Below are 24,396 nucleotides of genomic sequence, written 5' to 3'. Positions count from 1 at the left end.
CCGGGCCGCTTCATTTCCCTTTGCGCTGCCCGCCTGCCCGGCCGCCGGGGCAGGTGGCCGCCCCTCGGTGGCGTCCGCCGATCAGATCTTCCTAAAGTGGGGCAATGCGCACCGAGGAAGTCCTGGCCGCGATCGCGACGGGCCTGTGGCGCTGGGACAACGCAGCCGGCACGGTCACGCTCGACGCGGAGGCGGCCCGGCTGCTCGGCCTGCCGCCCGAGCCCGGCAGCTACCGGGAGTCGGCGGTGCGCTCCCGTTTCCATCCGGTCGACTGGAACGAGATCTACGGGGTCGTGAACCTCGCCGTCACCGAGGGCACCCTGGCAGAGGCGCGGCTGCGGATCGTCGACGAGCGCGGGCGGGTGCTGCGTACCGTGCGCAGCCGCTCCAAGCCGGTCATCCCCGACCGCGGGGACACCGAGCACTACGTCCTCATCGGCACCCTCCAGGAGGTCGCCGAACCGCAGCCCGGCTCCTCCGATGTCTCGCACCCGCCGATCACCGGGGACTGGCGCCGCTCCCGGGAGGCGTTCCTGCTGGACGCCGGGCGGGCGCTGGCCGAGGCCCGGTCCACCGAGGAGGTGCTGCGGGTCGCCGGATCGCTGTCCATGCCCGGCTTCTCCCCGGACGGGCTCGCGGTCTTCGGGGCCGCCGGGGAGCGGCTGACCATCATCGGGCACCACGGGCACAACGTGGGGGACGAGGACCCCTTCACCGACATGCCGCTGGAGACCGACTACCCGGCCGCCGAGGTCGTCCGCACCGGCCGGGCGATCTACCTCCCGTCGCCGGAGGAGTACCGTCGCCGCTACCCCGCCACCTGGCCGCTCGCCCGGCGCTTCGGCCGGCAGTCCTGGGCCTTCCTGCCGCTGGTGTCCTCCGGCCGCACGATGGGCGCCTGGATGGCCGGGTTCAGACATCCGGTGGGGTTCTCGCCCGACGAGCGCGCGGTGCTCTCCACGGTCGCCCGGATGCTCGCCCAGGCCCTGGCCCGCGCCGGGGTCGCCGAGACGGAGCGTGAGCTGTCACTCGGGCTCCAGCGCTCGATGATGCCGACCCTGGGACCGGACATCCCTGGTATGACGGTGGCCGCACGGTACGTGCCGACCGGCGGCGGGCTCCAGGTCGGCGGCGACTGGTACGACATGATCCCGCTGCCCAACGGACGCATCGCCCTGGTCATCGGGGACGTCCAGGGCCATGACGTCCGGGCCGCCGGGCTGATGGGCCAGCTCCGCATCGCCCTGCGCGCCTACGCCTCCGAGGGGCACCGCCCGGACGCGGTGCTCTCCCGGGCCTCACGCTTCCTGTCCGGGCTCACCGACGCGTACGAGAGCGTGGAGGGCGACCAGGAGCCCCCGGCGCCGCGCTTCGCGACCTGCCTGTACGCGGAGGTGAACCCCGAGGCCGGGACCCTGGACATCGCCCGTGCGGGCCATCCGGACCCGGTGGTGATCAGCGCCGACGGCACCGCGGTGATCCGGCAGACGGCGGGCGGGCTGCCGCTCGGCATCGAGACGGACTCGGACTACCCCACCACCCGGGTGGTCCTGGAACCCGGCGAGACGATCATGCTGTGCACGGATGGCCTGATCGAGACCGGCGGACACGACATGGCCACCGGCTGGACCCGGCTGCGCCCGGTCCTGGAGGAGCCCACCGAGGATCTGGAGGGGATGGCCGACGCGCTCGTCCAGGCCGTGCACGGGCCGACCTCGCACTACACGACGGGACCGCTCGCGGACCGGCGCGAGGACGACATCGCAGTCCTGGTGCTGCGGCGCGAGATCGCCCCGGCCCGGGAGGCCCCGCCGCGCCGCAGCGTCCTGACCATCGCGCAGGCCGAACCCGAGCGGGTCTCGGTGGGGCGGCAGCTCGTACGGGAGCTGCTGCACGACTGGAGCGACCCGGAGCAGGTCGACTCGGCGGTCCTGATGGTCTCCGAGATGGCCACCAACGTGCTCGTCCACACGGACGGGGACGCGCTGATGGTGGCGGAGGTCGCCGGGGAGCGGGGGGAGCGGCGGCTGCGCGTCGAAGTGGCCGACGCCAGCGACGAGCTGCCGCACAAACGGCGGCCTGGCGAGATGGCGTCCAGCGGGCGGGGGCTGGTGCTGATGGAGATGCTGGCGGACGCGTGGGGGGTGGACCCGCGGGGGGAGGGGAAGTCGATCTGGTTCGAGCTGTACGAGTCGGACGAGCCGGGGGAGTCGGGGGAACCGGGGAAGTCGGCGGAGGCCTGATTCCGGAGGCCTACGGGGCGGCGGGGCCGCCGGACGGGCCGGGTTCGCCGCCCGACGGGCCGGAAGGCGGCCCCGAAGACGCCCCGTACCCCTTCCGCAGCTCCCCCAGCACGCCGAAGGCCGCCGCGCACAGAGGCACGGCCAGCAGCATGCCGAGCAGGCCCGCCACACTCGCTCCCGCCGTCAGCGCGACCATGATCACGGCTGGGTGCATCTGGACCGTACGGCTCTGGATCATCGGCTGGAGCACATGCCCCTCCAGCACCTGGACCGCGAGCACCACCCCCAGGGCCCACAGGGCGATCACGAACCCCCGGTCGGCCAGTGCGACGAGCACGGCGACCGCGCCGGAGATGAAGGCCCCGAGGTACGGGATGTACGCGCCGACGAAGACCAGCGCACCGAGCCCCACCGCCCCCGGTACGTCCAGGATCAGCAGGCCCACCGTGATGCACACGGCGTCGATGAGGGCGATGAACGTCGTACCGCGCATGAAGCCCTCGACGGCCTCGAAGGCCCGGCGCCCCATGGCCTCCACCAGGTCGCCGGTGCCGCGCGGGGCCACCGAGTGGGCGAGGTTCACGGCCCGGTCCGAGTCACGCAGGAAGAAGAAGGTCAGCAGCAGGGCCAGCACGCTGGTCGCCACCAGGGTCCCGACCAGGCTGAGACCGCTGAGCAGACCGCCCGCCGCGCTCGCCCCGAACTTCTCGACCAGGTTCTGCGCGTTGTCGGCGAGGCTGTCGACGTCCGTGGCGCCCGCGATGTCCAGGTGGTCGACGACCCACTGACCGGCGTCCTTCAGCGAGGCGACGATCTGGGCGCCGGAGTCGACAAGGGCGGTGACGACGATGTATCCGGCCCCGCCGACCACCGCCACGAGGGCCGCGCAGGTCAGGCCCGCGGCCAGGGACCGGTTGAGCCTGCGCGCGGTGAGCCGGCGGTGGACGGGACCGAGCAGCGCGGTCCCGAGAAGGGCGAGGAGTACCGGGGTGACCGCGGTCTTGAGGGCGACGACCAGCCAGACAGCGACGGCGGCGACGGCCACGACGAGCAGCACCACCCCGCACCAGGCTGCCGTGCGACGGGCGTCGTCGGGGAGGAGGGGCTTGGATGCGGGCACCCTCCCACCCGATCACGGGGGCGTCGGCGGGCCCGCCGACGCCCCCGTATGGGTGACAAGCCGTCACATGCCATGAAACGACGGAACCCTGACGGATACCCCGTCGCGGCATTCCACGTGCGGTGGAACGACTTCACCACGCCCCGCCCGAGCACATCCGTGCACACTGGCCCGCGTCCGGTCCACCTGCGGGCCGGCCGCCGGTCAGTCCGCTGTGGGCCGCCAGCCCCGGGCCGCCCGGACCGATGCCCGGGCGCCCCAGGCGGTGAGCACGATCGCGCCGCACAGCGCTGCCAGGGTCGTCGGCGCGAGAGAGGCCAGGGATATCACCGTGGGCCGGTCGATCTGGATGGGTGCGGCGAGCCAGACCGAGGTGAATGCGCCGATCCCCACCGCCAGCAGGGAGGGCAGCAGGAGCGACCACAAGGCCGTGGTCCCGAACACCGCCCGCCGCCCGGTGAGCACACCGAGGGGGGCCAGCTCACGCCCGTGCCGGACGAACTCCCCCATCGCTCCCAGCCCCGCCGCCAGGACGACGACGAACATGCCGGCAGCCGCCAGCAGCCGGATCCAGCGTGTGGCCGCCTCCAGACCTCCGACGGCGCTGAGATAGAAACCGCCGACCGACGTGACGTTCGCCGCCGCGCCCAGATGCTCGTACGCCAGTTGCTTCAGCTGCCCGATCGGCAGATCCTCGTGCGGCGCGGCGGTGTTGACGAGTACCAGGGTCACGGAGATGTCGTCAGTCGTGCGCCAGCCCGCCGTCGCGCCGCGTTGTGCGGAGACCGAAGCGGTGTCGTACGTGCTCCATGACACCAGCTCCCGCAGCCGCGCATCGGATCCCCCGCCGGGGATGGGCACAGGGGCGGACGTGCAGGGCACGTTCAGCGCCTTGAGCACATCACACGAGCCGATCAGCCGGGCGGTGCTCGTCACGGTGTCGTCATCGGTCGCCACGCGCAGCACCGCGGTCTCCACCCCGTCGGGAAGCGACTGCTCGAAGGCGGCCAGCCGCCTCGTGGAGTCCGGATGGTCCACGGTCAGCACGCTGCTGCCGATCCTGTCCAGAGTGGTCAGGGCACGGGCGGAGTTTTCGCCGAACACCCCACCCCACAACTGCGCCTGCGCCGCCAGTCCGATGGCCAGTGTCAGTGAGGCGACGAGGCGGACGGTGGCCTGCGGATGGGTGGCCAGGCGGCGGCCCGCGATGAGGCCCCCGCTCGATCCGACACGGCGTCCCCACCTGGCCAGCTGCCCTCCGAGTCCCCCACAGAGCATGCCCACCGCGGCTGGGAGCGTCGCGAAGACCAGGGCGGTGCCGAGGACGTAGAACGGCAGCTTCATGTCGTCGGCCATGAGCTCGGTGCCGCGCACCGTCACCAGCAGGACGGGCGCGAATGCGATCCCGGCGAACCGGTACAGCCTGCCGCGGCGTACGGTCGGCCGGGCCCCGCTCCGCTGCACGCCGTCGGCTCTCGGCTGCAGCAGCACCGCCGTCGCGAGCAGGGCGACCGGAGCGGCCAGCAGAGCGACGATCAACCCCGGTACGGCGGCAGTCGCGTCCGGGCGGTAGAGCCGGAAGTCGACGATGGGGAGAGGCACATCGGTCAGCAGTGCGGGGGCGAGGGCGAGCGCGGCCAAGAAGGTACCGGCGAGCACCGGCGCAGCGGCCTCACCGACAGTGAAACAGGCGCGCGCCCGCGCGCTGGCCCCCAGCACGGCCAGCAGGCGCGACCGCCGGTCGCGGGCCACCGCACCGACACGTACCGCCACGGTGATCAGGAGGACCACGGGCAGGAGCACCAGGCCGGCCAGGGCGCCGAAGAACTGTTCCGGGGGCGGCAGATTGGCGTCCTCACCGAACGGGGACGCGTCGGCCCCGCCGAAACCCACCGCCTGGAACGACTCGGCGTCGAGATCGTCCGCACCCCCGGCGGGGCGGGCGTACGCCAGTAGCTCTGCGGGGGCCTGCAGACCCTCTGTGCCGATCAGGCCGACGGACTTCCCGTACCGGTTGCCGATGCGCTCCGCAGTACCGGCACCGGCCTCCGCGAGCGCAGGCGAGAGAACGGCTTCCCCCGGTTCCGGCCAGCGGTTGAGGCCCGGAGGCAGCGGCGCGTCGGCCCGCAGAGGCACCAGCCAGACCACCTGGAAGGCGGTGGTTCCGACCATGTCCGTCACAGGCTGGGCTATCAGGTTCGCGTCGCGGGCCCCCGGCACCCAGTCGATGGCTCGCTCGTGGCTGCGCTGCGCACGGCCGTCGAACGAACTCTGCGCCAGCACGAGGACGCCCAGACCTACGGCGAGCAGAAAGGCAGCGACGGTCAGCAGCCAGCCGCGGATCCTGCCCGCCTCGGCCGCCCTCGCCGCGCCCCGACCGATCCGCAGCATCTGCGCCATCGCGCTCATGCCACCGCCTCGGTCAGCCGCCCGCCGACGAGGCGCACGGTCCTGTCCGCGCGTGCGGCCACCGCCGCGTCGTGCGTGACAACCAGCAGTCCGCAGCCGGTCTCCTTCGGAAGACCGAAAAGCAGATCCGAGACGGATTCCCGGTTCCGCTCGTCCAGAGCGCCGGTGGGCTCGTCAGCGAGCAGAAGCGACGGCTTGTTGATCAATGCCCGTGCCACGGCGGTCCGTTGGCGCTCGCCGCCGGACAGCTGGGAGGTAGCGACCGTATCGGCGGACACCCCAAGCCGCGCCAGCAGCGATGCCGCCTGCTCGAACGCCGCGGACCGGCGGGCACCGGACAGGAGAGCGGCCACCGCGACGTTCTCCACCGGAGTCAGCTCCGGCAGCAACTCGCCGAACTGGAAGATCGTGCCGATGTGAGCACGCCGGTGCCCGGCGAGCTTGCGCGGCCGCATCCTGGTGACGTCAGCGCCCGCCACCTTCACCCGCCCGGCTGTCGGCCGGTCGAGTCCCAGTAAGCACATCAGCAGCGTGCTCTTGCCGCTGCCGCTCGGACCGGTCACCGCGACGGACTCTCCGCTGCGCAAGGTGAGATCCACATCATCGAGCAGCGATCTCCCCGGCACTTCCACGCAAAGCCCTTCCACTTCGAGCATGGGTTCCTCGGAGGGGGAGACATCCGCCGACGCGGCGAACCCTTCGGCCAAAAAGCTTTGAGAGTCAGTCATTTATCCTCAAAGGGTGATCTGCGCGCCGGGGTGGAGGCGCCCGAACAGCCATCTCCACCCCGGACACCGGACAGGTTCATCCGGAAAGGCTATGCGTGATCGACACGTGGCACCGACCTGCGGAGAGAGCCGGGCGGCACGGTCGACCGCGCGACGGCCCGCGCTATCGCGACACCCAACCACTGCAGTCGTCCGGCCAGTTGTTCTTGTACTCGCAGGCCTTCACCGAATAGATGCGCGCGCCGGCACCGCTCTTCACGGTGCTGGCATAGCCGTTCTTGTTCCACTTGGTACGGACCGAACCGCCTTCGCCCGACCGCTTGTACTGGCCCTTGACCTTGGCGTCGTTGTCGTGAGTCTTGACGACCGCAATGCGCTTGCGGCTGTCGATGGTCTTGGCGGTGACTTCGTCGACCGAGGCCGAAATAGCGAAAGCCGGGGCGGCCGCGGTCAGCGCCATGACGGCAACACCCGACAGAGCGACCTTCTTCATGATCTTCATGGAACCCTTCGTCTCTTCCGGAACGTTGAGGACCTCGGCTCCGTGGCACGTACACCCGCGAAGCCCTTCACCTGAGCACTCGCGCCCAGCGCGGAGCGCGGAGGCCTCGGGTGCACACCATCTTCGGCGCGGCCCGGCCGACCAGGGCATCCACTACTGGACGACGGGCTTCCCTCCCCTCTGCCGAAAGAGGGGTTGACATAACGCCGCAGTCTCGCGATTGCGCCGATGCGGAGCGACCGGGTCGGTTGGCGGCGCCTTTACCACCAAGAGAACCGGCCATGGCGAAAATCCGCATCTGCTTCGTCCGGGAGGCGCACCGCGACAATGTCGCCCGCCCCCGTGCGCACAAGGCAACCCCACCCCCTTCACCGATCCTGTATGACCCGACAGAGTGCACTGTCAACAGCAAAAATCGCCATACTGAAGGGCCCGAAGGTAGTCAATGGATTCGATTCCGCACGTGCCATAGAATCGCAAAAGTTCCACGGGGGCTGACCTTCCTCACCGTGACGAAAGCTGCGAGCTACGGGGGTTCACATTTTTGTTCGCGTTGGAGTATTGGCCCCGGAGGACTTGGTCCGGGTCGGCATCCGCAATGTCCTGGAGGCGGAACACCAGTTGAGCGTCGTCGCCGACGGACACACCAATCGCGTGCTCGACGTGACAGATCGCGTGCCACTGGACGTCCTGGTGGCGAGCCCCGCTACCGAGTGCGATGCGTTGCGCTTACTCCGCACCATCAATCGGCGGCCGTTACCACCCCGCACCGTGGTCCTCGCCGACCGGGTCAGCAGACAGGGAGCCTGCGCGCTGCTCGGCGAGCGCGCGGCCGGGATACTCCGCCGCAGCACCGCACGCCATCACCTCCCCTGGGCGGTGCCTGCCGCGGCACAGGGCGGCCTCGCGCTGGAGCCCGCACTGGCGTCCTTGCTGGTCGACAGCTATCTACAGCCTCTGAGACGAGCCCAAACACAGTCAGATGCACGCACCTTGCTCGGCAGGCTCACCGTTCGTGAACGGGAAGTCCTCACCCTGCTCGCCGACGGCCACGCCGCTCCCGCGATCGCGGCCATGCTCTCCCTCGCCCCTGGCACCGTGAAGAGCTACTTGCGGAGCGTCTACGACAAGCTCGACGTGAGCAACCGGATCCAGGCCGTCCGAGTCCTCTGGTCTGCCGACGCCATCCCCTCTCCGGCTCCTGTGCCGAGCCGCGCCGTAGCGCAAACCGCTTAGTGGATAAGCCGGTTGCACGCGCCGTATTGCAGCCCGACTGCCCATGAGCAAGGGACGACAAGCCGACATGCGGCCCTGACCAGCCGCACCACACGGGACCACCCGGGGGGACACCTCACGTGCACATAGCCTTCCTGCTGCACAACGCCTATGCGACCGGCGGCACCACGCGGACGACCATGACTCTCGCCGAGACGCTCAGCAAGCACCACCGCGTGGAACTCGTGTCGGTCTTCCGGCACCGCAAGTCGCCCCGGTTCGGGCAGCCGTCCGGGGTTCCGCTGCGTGCGCTGGTGGACCGGCGCAAGAGTTCGCCGGACACTACACATCCCCTCGTTTCGCAGGCGGGGGAGGTGTTCCCCCAGGGGGACAGCCGCGCGCACCAGTACCACCGGCTCGCCGAGCAGCAGATCATCGCCTGGCTGCGGGAAACGAATGCCGACGTCATCGTGAGCACCAGGGCAGGACTCAACGTCCTGCTGGCCCGCTTCGGCCCCCGGAACGCCATCCTCGTCGGCCAGGAGCACCTGACCCATGACAGCCACCCCCACCGGCTGCGTACGGAACTCCAGCGCTGGTACGGCGGTCTCGACGCCCTCGTCACCATGACCGAAGCGGACGCGCACGACCACCGGCGCGGCCTGCGGCTGCCGCACATCCGGGTACTGGCCATCCCCAACAGCGTCCCCGAACCCGCCGTGCCACCGGCTGACGGGAACGCCAAGGTCGTCGTCGCGGCCGGCCGGCTGGCCCGCGTCAAGCGGTACGAGATGCTGGTCGACGCCTTCGCCGCGGCCGGTGCGGACTGCCCGGACTGGTCCCTGCGCATTTACGGGGACGGCGCGGAGCGCGCCCGGATCGCCGAACGGATAGCCCGTCATGGGCTGGAGGACCGGGCTTTCATGATGGGGGCGGTCACTCCGATCGAGCAGGAGTGGGTCAAGGGATCCATCGCCGCCGTGACCTCGGCCCACGAGTCGTTCGGCATGACGATCGTCGAGGCCATGCGCTGCGGCTTACCCGTGGTGAGCACCGACTGTCCGCATGGTCCCGGCGAGATCATCCGCCACGGGGTGGACGGTCTCCTCGTCCCCCGCGACAGCACCCGCGACATGGCCGAAGCGCTGCGGACGCTGATGGTGGATGCGGGACGGCGCAAGGAAATGGGCAGGGCGGCAGGGGCCGGTGCGGCGGAGCGCTTCGCACCGGAGGACATCGCCGACCGCTACGAGCGGTTGCTCCGCTCCCTGGCCGGGGAACGGTCCCGGCGGCCCGCTGCTTCGCAGCCGACCTCACCCGGATGGCGGGGGGTCGCCGTGCTCGCTGCCACGGCCCGGATCCTCGCGCGCGGTGCAGTCCGCCGCGGGCGCCGCATGGTGCGCCACACCGCATGAAGACCCTACGCGCAGCCGTTCCGGCACACAGGATGCTCTGGATCGTGTGCGGGGCGTTCTGTCTGGTGTCGGCTGCTCCGGTGCCGCTCACGCTCCCACTGGGCTGGGACGAGATCGTCTACGCCAGTCGTTTCACCCCCTATGGCCCCGCAACCCCGTTCAGTGCGCCGCGCACCTGGGGAGTCCCCCTGCTGCTGACCGGCACGCTGATGCCCACGCTGCGCCGCTGTGGCTGGCCGTGGCCGTCGCCGCGTCGGCTCCGTACCTCCTCTTCGTCCCTTGCGCAGCGGCACGATTCCTGCCCCGGTCTACGCACTGCTGGCGCTGCCTGCTGCCCTGGGGGTTCTCGCCGTCCTCCGCCGGATCCGTGGAAGCGGTTCGCGGCCGGCGGCTGCCGCGCTCGCGTTGGTGGTGCTCGGTTACGGGGGATACAGGCCGGGGGCGTTCACGCCCATGCGGGTATCCAGCAGCGTGCCCGGGGCGACTGGGACCGCATCGGCTCCGTACTGCGCGAGCACGGCGTGCGCCCGCCCGCCCGAGTACCTCCTGACGCGTGCCGGCCGGCCTTCGCAGCACCGCGGAGGCGGGTGTTCCGCCTCCGCGGTACCACGCGCGTCAGACTGACTCGGCCGGGACCGTCCCCAGTCGCCCCTTCTGGAAGTCCTCGAAGGCCTGCTTCAGCTCGGCCTGACTGTTCATCACGAAGGGGCCGTAGTGCGCCATCGGCTCCCGGATCGGGCGGCCGCCGAGGAGGACGACCTCCAGGTCCGGGGTGTGGCCGTCCTGCCGCTCCTCCGCACGGACGGTCAGCGAGCCGCCGGCGCCGAACACCGCGGTCTGGCCCATCGCGACGGGCCGGCGCTCCGCGCCCACCGTGCCGCGCCCGGCCAGGACGTACGCGAGCCCGTTGAAGTCCTCACGCCAGGGCAGGGTCACCTCGGCGCCCGGCCGGACGGTGGCGTGGATCATCGTGATCGGGGTGTGGGTGATGCCGGGCCCCTGGTGGCCGTCGAGCTCACCGGCGATGACCCGGAGCAGCGCGCCGCCGTCCGGGGAGGCGAGGAGCTGGACCTCACCGCCGCGGATGTCCTGGTAGCGGGGGTTCATCATCTTGTCGGCCTTGGGGAGGTTCACCCAGAGCTGGAGGCCGTGGAAGAGCCCTCCGGACATGACGAGCGACTCCGGCGGCGCCTCGATGTGCAACAGGCCCGAGCCCGCGGTCATCCACTGGGTGTCGCCGTTCTCGATGGTGCCGCCGCCACCGTTGGAATCCTGGTGGACGAAGGTCCCGTCGATCAGGTAGGTGACGGTCTCGAAGCCCCGGTGCGGGTGCCAGGGCGTGCCCTTCGGCTCGCCCGCGGCGTACTCCACCTCACCCATCTGGTCCATCATGATGAACGGGTCGAGGTGCCGGTAGTTGATCCCGGCGAACGCGCGGCGCACCGGGAAGCCCTCGCCCTCGAAGCCGCTGGGCGCGGTCGTGACGGCGAGCACGGGACGGGCCGCGGCGTCACCCGAAGCCGCCACCTTGGGCAGGGTCAGCGGGTTGTCGACGGTCACTGCGGGCATGGGAGCCACCTCCGGGCGAGTGTTCTGGAACCAATTTAGTTGAACAATGAACATCTCACAAGGCCTCGCGCATTCCCGGGCAGCGAAAAGGGCCCGCGCCACTCCTGGCACGGACCCTTGCCCGAACATCGAAACAGCAGGTCAGCGACCTGCCAGGCGGGACACCCCACCCATACGGGAGCGGACTGCCTACCCGTACATACGACGCATCGCGAAGTCGACCATCTGCTCCACGGCCTTGGCGTCGAAGACCATCCGGTGGTCACCCTCCATGTCCAGGACGAAGCCGTAGCCCGTCGGGAGCAGGTCGATCACCTCGGCCCCGGTGATCACGAAGTACTTGGAGTCCTTGCCCGCGTACAGCCGCAGCTCCTTGAGCGTGGTGAACATCGGGATCACCGGCTGCTGCGTGTTGTGCAGGGCGAGGAAGCCGGGGTTGTCACCGCGCGGGCAGTAGACCTTCGACGAGGCGAAGATCTGCTGGAAGTCCTCCGCGGAGAGGGAGCCGGTGGTGAAGGCCCGTACCGCGTCGGCCAGTGAGGGCGGTGAGGGTTCGGGATACAGCGGCTGCTCCGCGTAGCCGCCGCCCATCTGGCCCATCTGACCCATCTGCTGCTGAGCACCAGGGTTCTGGTCGTAGCCGTACATGCTGCAAAGAGTAATCGGACACATCTACGGCTTGAGGGGTTGCGCCTTATTACTGACGGGTAGCATCATCGTAGAGGTCAGCTGACACACCCACGTCTCTCTGTACCGAACGCCTGCCTGTCGCCCGACCCGCATCACTCCCCGGGGCGCTGTGCGCCACTGCTATTGATTACGGAGCCTTCCCATGGGGCACTACAAGTCGAATCTCCGCGACATCGAGTTCAACCTCTTCGAGGTCCTCGGGCGCGACAAGCTGTACGGCACCGGTCCGTTCGCGGAGATGGACGTCGACACCGCGAAGAGCATCCTGGAGGAGATCGCCCGCCTCGCGGAGAACGAGCTCGCCGACTCCTTCGCCGACGCCGACCGCAATCCGCCGGTCTTCGACCCGGAGACCAAGACGGCACCGGTCCCGGCGAGCTTCCAGAAGTCGTACCAGGCCTTCATGGACTCCGAGTACTGGCGCCTGGGCCTGCCCGAGGAGATCGGCGGCACCACCTCCCCGCGCTCCCTGATCTGGGGCTACGCGGAGCTGCTGCTCGGCTCGAACCCGGCCGTGTGGATGTACTCCTCCGGCCCGGCGTTCGCCGGCATCCTCTTCGAGGAGGGCAACGAGGAGCAGAAGAAGATCGCGGAGATCGCCGTCGAGAAGCAGTGGGGCTCGACGATGGTGCTGACCGAGCCGGACGCCGGTTCGGACGTCGGTGCCGGCCGGACGAAGGCCGTGCAGCAGGAGGACGGCTCCTGGCACATCGAGGGCGTGAAGCGCTTCATCACCTCGGGCGAGCACGACATGTCCGAGAACATCATCCACTACGTGCTGGCCCGCCCCGAGGGCGCGGGACCGGGCACCAAGGGCCTCTCGCTCTTCATGGTCCCGAAGTTCCACTTCGACTGGACCACCGGCGAGCTGGGCGAGCGCAACGGTGTGTACGCGACGAACGTCGAGCACAAGATGGGCCTCAAGGCCTCCAACACCTGCGAGATGACGTTCGGCGACCAGCACCCCGCCAAGGGCTGGCTGATCGGTGACAAGCACGACGGCATCCGCCAGATGTTCCGCATCATCGAGTTCGCCCGCATGATGGTCGGCACGAAGGCCATCGCCACACTCTCCACGGGCTACCTGAACGCGCTGGAGTACGCCAAGGAGCGCGTCCAGGGTCCGGACCTGGCGAACTTCATGGACAAGACCGCGCCCAAGGTCACCATCACGCACCACCCGGACGTGCGCCGCTCCCTCATGACGCAGAAGGCGTACGCCGAGGGCATGCGCTCCCTCGTGCTCTACACGGCCTCGGTCCAGGACGCGATCCAGGAGAAGGAGGCCGCGGGCGAGGACGCCAAGGCGCTGAACGGCCTCAACGACCTCCTGCTGCCGATCGTGAAGGGCTACGGCTCCGAGAAGTCCTACGAGCAGCTCGCGCAGTCGCTCCAGACCTTCGGCGGCTCCGGCTACCTCCAGGAGTACCCGGTCGAGCAGTACATCCGGGACGCCAAGATCGACACCCTCTACGAGGGCACCACGGCCATCCAGGGCCAGGACTTCTTCTTCCGGAAGATCGTCCGTGACCAGGGCGCCTCGCTCAACACGCTCTCCGAGGAGATCAAGAAGTTCCTCGCGAGCAACCACGGCAACGAGGAGCTGGCCCCGGCGCTGGACTCGCTCGCCAAGGCGGCCGTGGACCTGGAGGCGATCGTCGGCACGATGATCACCGACCTCACCGCGACCGGCGAGGACGTCAAGAACATCTACAAGGTCGGGCTCAACACGACCCGCCTGCTGATGGCCTCCGGCGATGTCGTCGTCGGCTACCTGCTGCTCAAGGGCGCGGCAGTGGCGGCGGAGAAGCTGCCGACCGCCGCCGCCAAGGACGTCGCCTTCTACCAGGGCAAGATCGCCGCCGCGAAGTTCTTCGCCGCGAACGTCCTGCCGGGCGTCTCGACCGAGCGCGCGCTCGCCGAGTCCGTCGACAACTCCCTGATGGAGCTGGACGAGGCCGCTTTCTAGGACCTCGCGCCTCATCAGTGCGTCAACCAGTGCCGCCATCCGGAATTCGTTCGGGTGGCGGCACTGTCGTATCAGCTGGGTACGCTGAGTGCACGGCCCAGAATCCCGTCCATGGGAGGAACCATGACCGCCGAGGCACTGCCCGAATCGCTGCACCGCCAGCCGGACGGCTCCAAGTGGCCGGTCCCGCCTGCGGACGGCTACACCGTGGACGATCTCTTCACGCTTGAGGACCTCCCGCCGCACACAGAGCTGATCGACGGGAGCCTGGTCTTCGTGAGTCCGCAGCGGAAGTTCCACACGCTGGCGATGTATCTGCTGGAGCAGGGGCTGCGGCAGCACGTGCCGAACGACCTGCGAGTGCGCCGCGAGATGGCCGTCGTGCTCAACAAGCGCAATGCCCCAGAGCCCGACCTCCTCGTGGTGACCGCCGAAGCGGACGGCGACCAGCGCACCACCCGCTACGAAGCCTCCGACGTCATCCTCGCCGTCGAGGTCGTCTCGCCCGACTCCGAGGACCGCGACCGGGACACCAAGCCGCACAAGTACGCGGCTGCGGGCATCCAGCACTTCTGGCTGGTCGAGATGACCGGCGAGAACGATCGCCCCATGGTCATCACCTACGAGCTCGACCCGGTCAACAAGAGCTACGTCTCCACCGGCGTCCACCACGACCGGCTCAAGCTCTCCGCCCCGTACGACATCGACATCGACCTGACCGCGATCGACGAGCTGTAGGCCACGGATCGGGCCACGGTCCTGGAGACCCACGGATCTCCCCGGTCACCGGATACCGGACCCCCAGTCCTCGCTACAGTGAGGAACATGAGTTCTCCCCTCCGGTTCGACCGTGCGCACACCGATGATCTGATGACCTTCTTGGCAGCCAGCCCGTCCCCGTACCACGCCGTCGCTAACTCCGCCGCCCGGCTGGAGGAGGCCGGGTTCCGGCAGGTCGAGGAGACCGCCGCCTGGGACGCGTCGGCGGGCGGGAAGTACGTGCTGCGCGGCGGGGCGATCGTCGCCTGGTACGTGCCGGAGGGCGCGAAGGCGCACACTCCGTTCCGGATCGCGGGGGCGCACACCGACTCCCCGAACCTGCGGGTGAAGCCGCTGCCCGACACCGGGGCGCACGGCTGGCGCCAGATCGCCGTCGAGGTCTACGGCGGCACGCTGCTGAACACCTGGCTCGACCGGGACCTGGGCCTGGCCGGGCGGATCTCACTGCGGGACGGCACCCACCGGCTGGTCAACATCGACCGGGCGCTGCTGCGGGTGCCGCAACTCGCCGTCCACCTGGACCGGTCGGCCAACACCGAGGGGCTCAAGCTCGACCGGCAGAAGCACATGCAGCCGATCTGGGGGCTCGGCGATGTGGAGGAGGGCGACCTCATCCGCTTCGTCGCCGAGGAGGCGGGCGTCGACGCCGAGGAGGTCACCGGCTGGGACCTGATGCCGCACGCCATCGAGCCGCCGTCCTACCTGGGCCGGGACCGGGAGCTGGTGGCCGGGCCCCGGATGGACAACCTCCTCTCGGTGCACGCCGCGACCGCCGCCCTGGCCGCCGTCGCCGGGCAGCCCGACGCCGAGATCCCGTACATCCCGGTGCTGGCGGCGTTCGACCACGAGGAGAACGGCTCCCAGTCCGACACCGGGGCGGAGGGGCCGCTGCTCGGATCGGTGCTGGAGCGCTCGGTGTTCGCGCGCGGCGGTACGTACGAGGACCGCGCCCGCGCCTTCGCCGGGACGGTCTGCCTCTCCTCCGACACCGGCCACGCCGTGCACCCCAACTACGCGGAGCGGCACGACCCGACGCACCACCCGGTCGCCAACGGCGGTCCGATCCTCAAGGTCAACGTCAACATGCGGTACGCCACCGACGGCAGCGGCCGCGCGGTGTTCGCCGCGGCCTGCGAGAAGGCGGGCGTGCCCTGGCAGAGCTTCGTCTCCAACAACGCGATGCCCTGCGGCACGACGATCGGTCCGATCACCGCGGCCCGGCACGGCATCCAGACCGTGGACATCGGCGTCGCGATCCTCTCCATGCACAGCGCGCGTGAGCTGTGCGGCGCGGACGACCCGTATCTGCTGGCGAACGCGCTCACGGCGTTCCTGGCGGGCTGACCCGCCGCCGCCCGACGGCCGAAAACCGGCGTCGACCAGGCATGACCGGCGCCGGGTCGCGGGCGGCCCCGATATTCTGGGGCGGATCCCCGCGCCCCCGGCGCGGGCGCACCCCCGGAAGGAAAGCCGCTCGTGGAGTTCCGGCTGCTCGGCACGGTCTCTGTCGAAACGCACGCCGGGCCGCTGCCGCTCGGGCCCGCCAAACGGCGCAGCCTGCTGGCCGCGCTTCTGATGTCGGCCAACACCCCTGTATCCATCGGCAGGCTGACGGACTCCCTCTGGGACGACGAGCCCCCACGGCATGCCCGCAGCGTCATCCAGGGGCACGTCTCCCGGCTTCGCGCGCTGCTGGCGGGCGCGGAGGCATACGGGGTCGAGCTCGTCACGCTCGACGACGCGTATGTCCTGCGGATGCCGGAAACCCTGCTGGACTCCCAGCGGTTCGAGGAGCTGCTGCTGCTGGCTCGGGAGCAGCGTTCCCCCACCGACACGGTCCTGATGCTCAAGGAAGCCCTCTCCCTGTGGCAGGGCCCGGCGCTCGGCGGAGCTCTCGCCGGGCCGCTGCTGAGAGCGGCCGCGCACTCGCTGGAGGAGTCCCGGCTGACGGCACTGGAGCATCTGGCCCGTGCGTACGGGGCCTTGGGCGAGCACCACCACGCGGCGGCCCTGCTGGCGGCGGAGACGACGGCCCACCCGCTGCGGGAGTCGCTGGCCGCGGCGCTGATGCTGGCTCTGTACCGGTCCGGGCGCCAGTCGGAGGCGCTGGACCGCTTCCACCACACGCGACGGCTGCTCGCGGACGAGCTGGGCATCGACCCGGGCCAGGAACTCGCCGACGCGTACGCGCTGATCCTGCGCGGGACGCCCGAGCGCGCGGCCACGGACGCCGTGTCCGAGGTGGACGGTGGGGCCGGGACGGACGATGTGCTGGAGGCGAACGGTGCGGCCGGGGCTGACCGTGTGCTCAGGCACGGAAGCGTCCCCGCACCCCGGCCCACGCCCGTGCTCGGGGACGAATCCACGCCCCGGTTCCCGCCCGAGCGCCCGAGCGGTCCCGCACCCGCGCCCGGAGGCGGGGACGGCCCCGGGCCACGGCTCGTGCCGACGACCGTGCCGGTGCCCATGGGCGGCCCCGGACCCGAGGCATCCGCCCCCGCCGACCTCCTGCCCCGGGCCCCCCGCGGCTTCCACGGGCGCGGGCCCGAACTGGCCGCGCTCACCCGGGCGGCAGCGGGCGAGGGGCCCGTCTGCCTGGTCACCGGGCCCGCCGGGGTGGGCAAGACCACGCTGGCCCTCCAATGGGCGCACCGCGGCCCCGATCTCTTCCCGGACGGACGGCTCTTCGCCGATCTGCGCGGGTTCAGCGAGCCCGGGGAGACCGGGGAAGCCGCGCACATCGACGTACTGCGGGAGTTCCTCCTCGCGCTCGGTGTCGCACCCCGCCGCGTTCCGGAGTCCGTCCCGGCGGCCGCCGCGCTCTTCCGGTCGCTGACGAACCGGCGCAGACTGCTGGTGATCCTCGACAACGCCCGCGACTCCGCCACCGTAAGGCCGCTGCTCCCAGGCGGCAGCGGCTGCGTCACGCTGGTCACCAGCCGCCATCGGCTGGAGGGGCTGATCGCGTCGGACGCCGCCCGGCCCGTCCCGGTCGACACTCTCGAACCCCACGACGGGACGGCCCTGCTCGCCGGTGTGCTCGGCGAGGAACGGGTCCGCGCCGAACCGGTGGCGGCCCGCCGGCTCGCCGAGCTCTGCGGCGGACTGCCGCTCGCCCTGCGCGTCACCGCCGCCCGGCTGGCCGGACGCCCGCGCTGGACGCTCGCCGCGATGGCCGACGAACTGGCCGACGAACACGGCCGGCTGGCCTGCCTCGACGTGGATGACACCGGGGTCGCGGCCGCCCTGCGGCTGACCGTCCAGCACCTGCCGCCCGACGCGGTCCACCAGTTCGCCCGGCTCGGTCACCATCCCGGCTCCCGCTTCGACCCGTACGCGGCCGCCGCACTGGCGGGGACGGACCCGGTCACCGCCGCCGCCGCGCTGGAGCGGCTGGCCGCGGCCCACCTCGTCGCCGAGACCGCCCCCGGGCGCTGGGTGCTGCACGACCTGGTGCGCCTGTACGCGCGCGGCCTCGCCCCGGCCGCCGGGCCCGAGGCCCTGGCAGACGTCCTCGACCACTACATCGCCACCGCCCTGGCCGCCGCCGACACCGCGGAGCCCGGCGGTGAGCCCTGCTTCGTCCTGCCGGACGACTACCGCCGGCCCACCTCCGTACGGGACTTCGCCGACCGTACGGAGGCGATGCGCTGGCTGGCCGCCGAACGCGACGACCTGGCGCTGGCCGCGGCCGCCGCCCGGGACGCCGGTCTCCACGACCGGGCCTGGCGGATCATCCTGCTCCAGTGGCCGCAGGTGGTGTGGCGGGTACGGGACAGCTGGGCCCCGCTGCTGGAGCTGGCGCTGGACTCGGCGCGCGCGGGCAAGGACACGTACGCCGAATCCCGGGTACTCACCCTGCTCGGCTGGGTGCTGACGGAGGAGGGCCGGACCGCCGAGGCCTCAGCCCTGCTGGAGCGCTCGCCACTGCTCGCCCGCGAGGCCGACGACCCGCTGGGCGAGGCGACCGCGCTGATCAACCTGGCAGTCGTCCAGGCCGAACTGGGCGATCTGGACACGGCACAGGAGGGGTGCCTACGGGCCGTCGAGCTGGCCCGTACGGAGGCGGACCGGCACACCGAGATGCTCGGCCTCCAGCACCTCGCCCGGATGCGGCTCACCGCAGGCCGCCCCGAGGAGGCCCTCGTGTCCGCCCGGACGGCTCTCGACCTGGGCCCCGAGCACGAGGAGGTGGCCCGCCGGACCCTGCTGCTGGCCATCAGCGGCGAGGCGCGCCTCGCGCTCGGCGAGGAGGACGAGGGCATACGGCTGCTGGACCTGGCGGCGGAGGAGGCGGAACGCGCCGGCTACGACGAGGGGGCCGTACGGGCACTGGCGGCGCTGCTGCGCGTGACGGCGCGGACGGACTACCGGCGACGGCACGAACAGGCGCTCAGGCGGCTCTCCGACGAGGGATGAGCGGCGCCCGCGCCCGGGCCGGACGGGGCCCCGGGCCCGGGGCCGAACGAGGCGCGGCAAGGCGGACCGCACGGCGCACGGACGCGTATGTCAGCCGAAGTCCGGGACTCGTCGCACAGGGACGTGAAGCGGACCGCACAGCACTCGGCCCCGTACGTCAGCCATACGTCAGCGGCGCGACAGCGATACGTGAGCGGGGGCGGGCAGAGTCATTCCCGTCAGCAACCCGGGGCAGTCGTCTTGACCAGGCGTCGCCTCACCATCACTTCCGGGGGAGTCTCCGTGCGCAACCACCGCAACCGCAGCACCGTTCTGGCCGCCGCGGCCACCGCCGTCCTGGCCCTCGCCCTCACCGCCTGCGGCGGGGACGGCACCGGCACCAAGTCCGCCGGTCCGGCCGGCAGTGGCTCCGTGACGGTCGCCGCACAGACCCCCGAGTCCGGGAAGGCCGCGGACGACGCCGAGGAGACCGGCACGACGGGGTCCGTCGAAGCGGGCACCGGCACCGAACAGGCCGCCAGCACGGCCAGGAACTCCGGCACGGCAAGCACCACCGGCTCCACCGTCGGCACTTCCCAGGCCTCCGCCCCCCTCTGCACCGCGCAGGGCCTGAAGATCACCGCCGAGCGGCAGGACGGCCCGCCCTACACCCACCTCACGCTGACCGCGAAGAACACCTCCGGCGCCGGCTGCGAGATGAAGGAGTACCCGCACATCCACTTCCTGGACAACGCTCGCGGCATCGTCCCGCCCGTAGCCAAGAGCAGGCCGGAGGCCCCGGTGATCCTGGAGCCGGGTCAGTCCGCCTATGCCGCGGTGCGCATGTCCGAGGGCGGCCGGAAGGAGAGCACCGAGACGGTGAAGGAGTTCACGGTGACGCTGAAGGCCAACGGCGGCGGGATGGCGGTCGTGAAGTCTCCCGCCCCCGAAGGCCTCGCCGTCAACCCGCAGAAGTGGGCCACCGGTTACTGGACCACCGAGCTGCGCAACGGCGCCGACGAGTTCTGAGCCGTCGGAGCCGTCGGAGCCGTCAAGCGATCCGCCGTCAGGCAGGGCTGTCCATCCCTGCCAGGACCAGCGCCAGCCGGGCGGTGCCGTCGGCGGTGACGCGCACCGGAACGCCCCAGTCCTGCTGGTGGACATGGCAGGCCGGGTACCCGTTGGCCGGGTCGTCGTCGCAGGACGCCGCCATCGCGGAGACGTGCAGGACGCCCTCGGTGACCTCGTCCGCGAGGACCAGGTCACGCCCCAGGTCGGTGCCCGCGCCGACCCCGTCCGCCAGCAGCTCGGGCGGGGTCGCGGAGACCAGCAGCCGGGTCGAGGGCCCGTAGCGGGTGTCCAGCTTCTGACCGGCGGGCGCCTGGAAGACCACATCGAGACGGAGGGTTCCCGGGGCGATCTCGGTGGCCGCCCGCTGGGTGCGGTGCGCCTGTTCGGCGACCCGGACCGCCTCCTCGGGCAGGCGGAGCCGGGTCAGCCGGTGGCGGGCGGACTCGACGACGACCAGGTCGCCGTCGACCAGCAACGCGTCGCTGGGCTCGCGGACATCGGTGGCGAGGGTGGTGACCTCGCCTGAGGCCGGGTCGTAGCGGCGCAGCGCGTGGTTGTACGTGTCGCTGATCGCGACGGACCCGTCGGGCAGCGCGGTCACGCCGAGCGGATGTTGCAGGAGCGCTTGGCCGGCGGCCCCGTCGCGGTGGCCGAAGTCGAAGAGCCCGGTGCCGACGGCCGTGTGGACGTTCCCGTCGCGGTCGACGTACCGCAGCGCGGAGGTCTCCGAGTCGGCGACCCAGAGCCGCTCGCCGTCGGCGGAGACGGCCAGCCCGGACGGCTGGGCGAACCAGGCCTCGGCGGCCGGTCCGTCGACCAGCCCTTCGTTGGTGGTCCCGGCGGCGACACGCACGGTCCGGCCCTCGGGGTCGTACGTCCACAGTTGGTGCACGCCCGCCATGGCGATCCACAGCCGGTCGCCGAACCAGGCGATGTCCCACGGCGAGGAGAGGTCCACCTCGCGCGCCGGACCGCTGGTCGGATTCCCCTGCCACCACTGCCGGCCGGTCCCGGCGAGGGTGGTGGTCACTCCGGTCGTGAGGTCGAGGGCCCGGATCGCGTGGTTGACGGTGTCCGCGACGGCGATGCGCCCGTCGGGGAGGGCAGCGAGCCCCTGCGGTTCGCTGAACCGGGCCTCGTCCGGGCCTCCGTCGCCGAGACCGCGCTCGCCCGTCCCGAAGTGCCGCCGTACGGTCTCGCCGTCGGCGTCCAGCTCGACCAGACGGTGCCGGGTGGTGTCGGAGACGAGGAAGCCCCCGTCGGGCAGGAGCAGCGCCTTGCCCGGGAAGCGCAGATGCGTGGCGACGGGCTCGGGCGCGACGTAGGGGCCGTCGCCGCGGCGGAGCGTGCCCTTGGCGGCGTGCTCGGCCTCCAGCTCCGCAACGAGCTTCTCGATGGCGTGGGCGTGCCCCTCGCCCGCGTGCTGGGCGACGACATAGCCCTCGGGGTCGATGACGACGAGCGTCGGCCAGGCCCGTACGGCGTACTGCTTCCAGGTGGCCAGCTCGGGATCGTCGAGGACAGGATGGTGGACCTCATAGCGCTCCACGGCGTCCACGACGGCCTGGTGCTCGGCCTCATGGACGAACTTCGGCGAGTGGACGCCGATGATCACCACGGTGTCGCGGTGCTTCTCCTCCAGCTCGCGCAGCTCGTCCAGGACGTGCAGACAGTTCACACAGCAGAACGTCCAGAAGTCGAGAATGACGATGCGCCCTCGCAGGTCAGCGAGGGTGTACTGCCGGTCGCCTGTATTCAGCCAGCCGCCCTTGCCGATGAGTTCGGGGGCGCGGACGCGTGCACGTGTTGCCATGTCACCAGTCAACACCGTGGCCGCCTGCGCGCATTCCGCCGGGCCCCGGGGGAACCTGTGTCGCATGAGACTTGTTGTGCGGGAGCGGCTGTTCGCCATCGGTGACGACTACTGGATCGAGGACACCGAGGGCCGCAAGGTGTTCCTGGTCGACGGCAAGGCGATGCGGCTGCGCGACACCTTCGAGCTCAAGGACGCCGACGGCCGGGTCCTGATCGAGCTGCGCCAGAAGCTGATCAGCCTGCGCGACACGATGCTCATCGAGCGCGGCGGCGAGGAGCTGGCCAAGGTCAAGCGCAAGCGGCTGTCCCTGCTCCGCAACCACTACCGCGTGACGCTGGTGGACGGCACGGAGCTGGACGTCAGCGGCAAGATCCTGGACCGAGAGTTCGCCATCGAGTACGACGGCGAACTGCTGGCCCAGATCTCGCGCCGCTGGCTGACGATCCGGGACACGTACGGCATCGACGTCGTCCGCGACGACGCCGACACCGCGCTGCTCATCGGAGTGGCGATGTGCGTGATCGTGCTGGCGGACAAGGAGACCGAGGGCTGACACCGTTCCCGCGCACGGGGGTCGTTGTTTCACGTGAAACAACGACCCCCGTGACACAGCGAGAAGCTCAGAGGCGCGGCGGCGTCAGCCCCAGGCGGCGGTCCTTCAGGGCCGGGAACTGTTCCCGGGTCGTGTGGACCTTCGACGGGTCGAACTCGACGGTGAGGATCTCCTCGTCCGGTCCGGCCTCGGCCAGCACCTCGCCCCAGGGGTCGACGACGATGCTGTGCCCGGCCTGCGGGACGTCCGCGTGGGTGCCCGCCGTGCCGAGGGCGAGGACGTACGCCTGGTTCTCCACTGCGCGGGCCTGGGCCAGGAGCGTCCAGTGGGCGCGGCGGCGCTCGGGCCAGCCCGCCGCCACGACGAGCGTCTCGGCGCCCGCGTCGACGAGCCCGCGGAACTGTTCCGGGAAGCGGAGGTCGTAGCAGGTGGCGAGGCCCAGGGTCGTCTGCGGCAGGGTGACGGTCACCAGTTCCTCACCCGCGCCCATCATGACCGCCTCGCCCTGGTCGAAGCCGAAGCGGTGAATCTTGCGGTACACCGCCGAGCGCTCTCCCTGGGGGGAGAAGACGAGGCTGGTGTTGTAGAGCGTGCCGTCCTCGGCGCGCTCGACGAACGAACCGGCGTGCAGCCAGACGCCCGCCTCGGCGGCCGCTTTCGCCATCACGTCGTGGGTGGGGCCCTGAAGGGGTTCGGCCTCCTCGGCGAAGGCCTGGTAGGCGAAGGCGCCGACCGGCCACAGCTCGGGGAGGACCACCAGGTCGACTCCCCGCTGGGCGGTGACCAGAGAGGCCACCCGCTCCCGGCGGGAATTGACCGATTCCTCCAGGTCTACTGCGATCTGGATGAGGGAGGCGCGCACACTACCACCGTCCTGGCATTCGAGCCGTCAACACAGGCCTACGATCGTCACACGAAAGCACTGCCGGGGTGCCTGCTCGCAGCGTAACTTAGCCACCGAACCTCCCACGCAGCCCGCCGACAGCGCCGTCAGTGCCCGCCCACCCGCCAGCACTCCTGCTCTCCAGCCCATGCACCGCAGAACCGCACGAGGGGTCCCGTGACCGTCCATCCCAGCCTCCAGAACTACGCAGACGCCGCGACCCACTCCATCGAGGCGATAGCCGAGCTGGTGGCGCCCCTCGCCGAGAGCGAGTGGAACCGCCGTACGCCCTGCCCGGGATGGTCGGTGCGCGACATCGTGTCGCACGTCATCGGCATGGAGTGCGAGATGCTCGGCGATCCCCGCCCGATCCACACCCTGCCGCGCGACCTCTACCACGTGCAGAGCGACTTCGCCCGCTACATGGAGATGCAGGTCGACGTCCGGCGTCACCACACCGCCCCGGAGATGACCTCCGAGCTGGAGTACGTCCTCATCCGCCGGGCCCGGCAGCTCCGCAACGAGTCGCGCACCCCCGAGACCATGGTGCGCGCCCCGCTCGGCGCCGAGCAGACCCTCGAAGTGGCGCTGCACATGCGGGCCTTCGACGTCTGGGTGCACGAGCAGGACCTGCGCACGACGCTCGGGCAGCCGGGCAACCTCGACTCCCCCGGCGCGCTGATCGCCCGGGACACCCTGCTCCTCGGGCTGCCGAAGGTGGTCGCCAAGAACGCGGGCGCCCCCGCCAATTCGGCGGTCGTCTTCGATGTGCACGGTCCGGTGGAGTTCCTGCGGACGGTACGCGTCGACGCCGAGGGCCGCGGTTCGATAGACGGCGCGCCGTCGCTCGGCCCCGCCGCGACGCTGTCGCTCGACTGGGAGACGTACGTCCGCCTCGCCTGCGGCCGGGTCCGTCCCGCGGCCGTCGCCGACCGGATCAAGATCGAGGGCGATCAGGAGCTGGCCGCCGCGATCCTGGACAACTTCGCCGTCACGCCGTAGCCGCCCGGGGGCCGTGCCCGCGTATCGGGAGGG

18 protein-coding genes are annotated in these 24,396 nt (G+C 71.1%); 10 read left to right on the top strand and 8 right to left on the bottom strand.

The features are described from left to right. Window positions 1-104: 104 nt before the first annotated feature. Entirely contained in the window at window positions 105-2,243 is a 2,139-nt protein-coding gene (locus RI138_RS16650) for an ATP-binding SpoIIE family protein phosphatase (protein WP_311120554.1), read from the top strand. Window positions 2,244-2,253: 10 nt separating this feature from the next. Here the strand turns inward: RI138_RS16650 and RI138_RS16645 are convergent, their stop codons facing one another. The 4 genes from RI138_RS16645 to RI138_RS16630 all read right to left on the bottom strand — a co-directional run bounded on the left by RI138_RS16645 (window position 2,254) and on the right by RI138_RS16630 (window position 7,002). Next, window positions 2,254-3,363, bottom strand: a complete 1,110-nt coding sequence (locus RI138_RS16645; RefSeq protein WP_311120553.1) for an AI-2E family transporter — start codon at window positions 3,361-3,363, stop codon at window positions 2,254-2,256. A 204-nt stretch (window positions 3,364-3,567) separates the two neighbouring features. After that, window positions 3,568-5,772, bottom strand: coding sequence for a hypothetical protein (locus RI138_RS16640; protein ID WP_311120552.1), 2,205 nt, complete (start codon window positions 5,770-5,772; stop codon window positions 3,568-3,570). Further along, on the bottom strand, window positions 5,769-6,428 hold the full coding sequence (locus tag RI138_RS16635; protein WP_096628799.1) for an ABC transporter ATP-binding protein: 660 nt from the start codon (window positions 6,426-6,428) through the stop codon (window positions 5,769-5,771). Before RI138_RS16635 ends, RI138_RS16640 begins: the two co-directional genes overlap by 4 nt. A 235-nt stretch (window positions 6,429-6,663) precedes the next feature. After that, window positions 6,664-7,002 carry a hypothetical protein gene (locus RI138_RS16630; protein ID WP_096628801.1) on the bottom strand — a complete coding sequence of 113 codons (339 nt, stop codon included), beginning with the start codon at window positions 7,000-7,002 and terminating at the stop codon, window positions 6,664-6,666. 561 nt (window positions 7,003-7,563) lie between these two features. Here RI138_RS16630 and RI138_RS16625 point away from each other — a divergent pair. Together RI138_RS16625 and RI138_RS16620 are read left to right on the top strand one after the other, a co-directional pair. Continuing rightward, window positions 7,564-8,238: a response regulator transcription factor gene (locus RI138_RS16625; RefSeq protein WP_311120551.1), complete on the top strand. Its 675-nt coding sequence runs from the start codon at window positions 7,564-7,566 to the stop codon at window positions 8,236-8,238. Window positions 8,239-8,357: 119 nt separating this feature from the next. Further along, on the top strand, window positions 8,358-9,632 hold the full coding sequence (locus RI138_RS16620; RefSeq protein WP_311120550.1) for a glycosyltransferase: 1,275 nt from the start codon (window positions 8,358-8,360) through the stop codon (window positions 9,630-9,632). A 615-nt stretch (window positions 9,633-10,247) separates the two neighbouring features. Here RI138_RS16620 and RI138_RS16615 read toward each other — a convergent pair. Both RI138_RS16615 and RI138_RS16610 read right to left on the bottom strand, forming a co-directional pair. Further along, on the bottom strand, window positions 10,248-11,201 hold the full coding sequence (locus RI138_RS16615; protein WP_096628807.1) for a pirin family protein: 954 nt from the start codon (window positions 11,199-11,201) through the stop codon (window positions 10,248-10,250). 189 nt (window positions 11,202-11,390) lie between these two features. Beyond that, window positions 11,391-11,849, bottom strand: coding sequence for an SseB family protein (locus RI138_RS16610; protein WP_096628809.1), 459 nt, complete (start codon window positions 11,847-11,849; stop codon window positions 11,391-11,393). A 184-nt stretch (window positions 11,850-12,033) separates the two neighbouring features. Here RI138_RS16610 and RI138_RS16605 point away from each other — a divergent pair, with 184 nt between their 5' ends. The 5 genes from RI138_RS16605 (at window position 12,034) to RI138_RS16585 (ending at window position 20,067) form a co-directional block, all read left to right on the top strand. Then, window positions 12,034-13,860 carry an acyl-CoA dehydrogenase gene (locus tag RI138_RS16605; RefSeq protein ID WP_096628810.1) on the top strand — a complete coding sequence of 609 codons (1,827 nt, stop codon included), beginning with the start codon at window positions 12,034-12,036 and terminating at the stop codon, window positions 13,858-13,860. 111 nt (window positions 13,861-13,971) lie between these two features. Then, complete coding sequence (locus RI138_RS16600) at window positions 13,972-14,598, top strand: Uma2 family endonuclease (protein WP_096628811.1); 627 nt, start codon at window positions 13,972-13,974, stop codon at window positions 14,596-14,598. An 87-nt stretch (window positions 14,599-14,685) separates the two neighbouring features. Next, complete coding sequence (locus tag RI138_RS16595; RefSeq protein WP_311120549.1) at window positions 14,686-15,984, top strand: M18 family aminopeptidase; 1,299 nt, start codon at window positions 14,686-14,688, stop codon at window positions 15,982-15,984. Between the two features lie 132 nt (window positions 15,985-16,116). After that, the gene (locus tag RI138_RS16590) at window positions 16,117-19,059 is read left to right on the top strand and encodes an AfsR/SARP family transcriptional regulator (protein WP_311120548.1); all 2,943 of its coding nucleotides are present in this window, start codon (window positions 16,117-16,119) and stop codon (window positions 19,057-19,059) included. A gap of 282 nt (window positions 19,060-19,341) precedes the next feature. After that, a complete protein-coding gene (locus tag RI138_RS16585) occupies window positions 19,342-20,067 on the top strand; it encodes a DUF4232 domain-containing protein (RefSeq protein WP_311120547.1) in 726 nt (241 codons plus the stop codon). Window positions 20,068-20,104: 37 nt separating this feature from the next. On the opposite strand, the gene RI138_RS16580 is transcribed toward RI138_RS16585, so the two are convergent. Beyond that, window positions 20,105-21,922: an NHL domain-containing thioredoxin family protein gene (locus RI138_RS16580; protein WP_311120546.1), complete on the bottom strand. Its 1,818-nt coding sequence runs from the start codon at window positions 21,920-21,922 to the stop codon at window positions 20,105-20,107. Between the two features lie 64 nt (window positions 21,923-21,986). Here RI138_RS16580 and RI138_RS16575 point away from each other — a divergent pair, with 64 nt between their 5' ends. After that, the gene (locus RI138_RS16575; RefSeq protein ID WP_311120545.1) at window positions 21,987-22,478 is read left to right on the top strand and encodes an LURP-one-related/scramblase family protein; all 492 of its coding nucleotides are present in this window, start codon (window positions 21,987-21,989) and stop codon (window positions 22,476-22,478) included. Window positions 22,479-22,545: 67 nt separating this feature from the next. On the opposite strand, the gene RI138_RS16570 is transcribed toward RI138_RS16575, so the two are convergent. Further along, complete coding sequence (locus tag RI138_RS16570) at window positions 22,546-23,340, bottom strand: carbon-nitrogen family hydrolase (protein WP_096628819.1); 795 nt, start codon at window positions 23,338-23,340, stop codon at window positions 22,546-22,548. 198 nt (window positions 23,341-23,538) lie between these two features. On the opposite strand from RI138_RS16570, the gene RI138_RS16565 reads away from it, so the two are divergent. Beyond that, window positions 23,539-24,363 carry a maleylpyruvate isomerase family mycothiol-dependent enzyme gene (locus RI138_RS16565; protein ID WP_311120544.1) on the top strand — a complete coding sequence of 275 codons (825 nt, stop codon included), beginning with the start codon at window positions 23,539-23,541 and terminating at the stop codon, window positions 24,361-24,363. Window positions 24,364-24,396 lie beyond the last annotated feature (33 nt).

It is taken from the genome of Streptomyces durocortorensis (genome assembly GCF_031760065.1).
Classification (GTDB): Bacteria; Actinomycetota; Actinomycetes; order Streptomycetales; family Streptomycetaceae; genus Streptomyces.
This window is presented reverse-complemented; position numbering and strand designations above follow the sequence as displayed.